This window comes from Cyanobium sp. LEGE 06143, assembly GCF_015207535.1.
In the GTDB taxonomy this organism is placed as follows: Bacteria; Cyanobacteriota; Cyanobacteriia; order PCC-6307; family Cyanobiaceae; genus NIES-981.
Genome location: NZ_JADEWP010000295.1, coordinates 1 through 2,018, shown reverse-complemented (window position 1 = coordinate 2,018; position 2,018 = coordinate 1). Strand labels below are relative to the sequence as shown.

The 2,018-nt window shown below is 68.3% G+C and carries 3 protein-coding genes and 1 pseudogene; 2 read left to right on the top strand and 2 right to left on the bottom strand.

Going from position 1 to position 2,018, the window contains the following annotated elements:
* Positions 1-204: pseudogene (locus tag IQ216_RS13720) on the bottom strand (hypothetical protein); the annotation flags it as partial.
* Positions 197-538, bottom strand: a complete 342-nt coding sequence (locus IQ216_RS13715) for an MGMT family protein (RefSeq protein WP_193815913.1) — start codon at positions 536-538, stop codon at positions 197-199. The gene IQ216_RS13715 and the pseudogene IQ216_RS13720, both read right to left, overlap by 8 nt.
* Positions 539-553: 15 nt before the next feature.
* On the opposite strand from IQ216_RS13715, the gene trmH reads away from it, so the two are divergent.
* Together trmH and IQ216_RS13705 are read left to right on the top strand one after the other, a co-directional pair.
* Positions 554-1,243, top strand: a complete 690-nt coding sequence (gene trmH, locus IQ216_RS13710) for a tRNA (guanosine(18)-2'-O)-methyltransferase TrmH (protein ID WP_193815912.1) — start codon at positions 554-556, stop codon at positions 1,241-1,243.
* Positions 1,244-1,609: 366 nt separating this feature from the next.
* Positions 1,610-1,960 (top strand): hypothetical protein, encoded by a 351-nt coding sequence (locus IQ216_RS13705; RefSeq protein WP_193815911.1) that lies wholly within the window; start codon positions 1,610-1,612, stop codon positions 1,958-1,960.
* Positions 1,961-2,018 lie beyond the last annotated feature (58 nt).

Below are 2,018 nucleotides of genomic sequence, written 5' to 3'. Positions count from 1 at the left end.
GGTGGCCAGAGCCCGGTCCACCCCCTCCAGGCTGCTGCGCTGCAGCGCCCGCTCCAGGGCCACATCGGCGTAGGCGCCGCCGCCTACGGCCAGCAGCACCTCCCAGGCCAGCCGCCGCGACGCCAGACCGGCCGCCGCTGGGGAGTCGGAGGGGGCGGCTCGATCGGCGGCGTCAGCCGGGACAGCGGAGACGGGCTCAGGCAAGCAGGGTTGGGTCGAGGGGGGGCACCCACAGATAGCGCCCCAGGGGCAGACGGCCTTCCCCGTCCACCGGGATGCCCTCGGCCAGCAGCAGCTGCCGCTGGATCCAGTCGCTCCCCTCACGGCTGGAGTTGAAGCTGATCCGCCCCTGGGCGTTCACCACCCGGTGCCAGGGCAGCTCGGATGGCAGGGGCAGCCGGCGCAGGGCCCAGCCCACCTGGCGGGCGCAGCCGTAGGCACCGATCGACTCGGCGATGTGGCCGTAGGTGGCGAGGCGCCCTTGCGGGATGCGGGCCACGGCGGCGTAGACGCGCTGGTCGAAGCTGGGAGCCTCCATGCCGCCATCGTGCCCATGCCGCTGCTGCCCCGCCGCTTCGAGCGCCTCAAGGCGGTGCTGAATCACCGCATGGCCGACCTCACGGTGCTGCTGGAGGAGGTGCACAAACCCCACAACCTCTCGGCGATCCTGCGCAGCTGCGATGCGGTGGGGGTGCTGGAGGCCCACGCGGTGTGCCTGGAGGGGCGCCTGCCCCTGTTCAACACCACGGCCCAGGGCAGCCAGAAATGGGTGCCGCTGCAGCGCCACGCCAGCGCCGCCGAGGGCCTGCAGACTCTGCGGCAGCAGGGCTTCCGCCTCTACGGCACTCACCTCAGCGCCACGGCGGTGGACTACCGCAGCTGCGACTTCACCGGCCCCACCGCCTTCGTGCTGGGGGCCGAGAAGTGGGGGCTGAGCCCGGCGGCGATTGCCCTGGTGGACCAGGCGATCGTGATTCCGATGAGCGGCATGGTGCAGTCGCTGAATGTGAGCGTGGCCACGGCCACGCTGCTGTTCGAGGCCCTGCGCCAGCGCCAGGCCGCCGGGCTGCTGCCCAGCCAGGGCGAGGGGGTGGGACCTGAGCGCTACAGGCGGCTGCTGTTCGAGTGGGGCTACCCGGAGGTGGCCGCCTGGTGCCGCCAGCAGGGGCGGCCCTATCCCCCCCTCGATGCCGAAGGCGCCATCAGCGAAGCCCTGCCCCGCACGGTGCGGCTGCGCTACTAGGCGGCTGGCATGCAGCGGCTTCAGGTTCAGCAGTCACACCCTCCGAGAGGCCTCTGAGCACAACCGATCTGGGCAGAATTGTGATCTCGGAACGCCACTGATCACGCGCCAGAGAGTTGACAACCAATCACTTCGTGCTAGGGTCGAAATAACGGACACAACGTTCGCTTTCGACTTAACAGTCACATCCAGCTCGTCTCTCTGCGCTTGCCAACAGCTCTGGCAATGACGCGTTGACAGTGGATTTCGGAAGCACGTTTCCCCTCAGCCTTCACGCCTTGTGGCGCTTCTCTGGTGTTTCCTTCCAGACACTCCCCAATAGGCGAGAGCAGGGGCGCATCCGTTGTTGCACTTCAGGAACCATCCATGACCCCCACCAACACCACGATGCAGGCCAGCCGCAGCGAGCTGGATCAGCGCCTCGCCGATGAGCAGCTCCGCCAGGCAATCCTCGACAAGAAGCAGGCCCAGATCGAGGCCTGGTCTGCCCAGATCGACCAGCTGCAGCAGGGCCTGCAGAACGCCGCCGAAAGCGTGCGCGCCGAAACCAGGAAGCGGCTCGCCGAACTGCGCCAGGCCCGCGACCAGGCCCAGGTCCAGCTGGAGAGCCTCCAGCAGGCCACTCAGGACAGCTGGGACTCCCTGCTGCAGCAAAGCGACAGCTTCTTCCAGGATCTTGCTGGGCGTTTCCACGAGTTCGTGAGCAGCCAGAGCTGAGCAGGCCGTTCTGCCCTTTTCAGCCCTGCCCTGTTCCGCTTTCCTCACGATGACGTTG

What these genes read in the sequence shown, in the direction of transcription:
- trmH (WP_193815912.1), top strand. Translation starts at nt 554, where the DNA reads ATGCCGCTGCTGCCCCGCCGCTTCGAGCGCCTCAAGGCGGTGCTGAAT.
- IQ216_RS13715 (WP_193815913.1), bottom strand. Translation starts at nt 538, where the DNA reads ATGGAGGCTCCCAGCTTCGACCAGCGCGTCTACGCCGCCGTGGCCCGC.
- IQ216_RS13705 (WP_193815911.1), top strand. Translation starts at nt 1,610, where the DNA reads ATGACCCCCACCAACACCACGATGCAGGCCAGCCGCAGCGAGCTGGAT.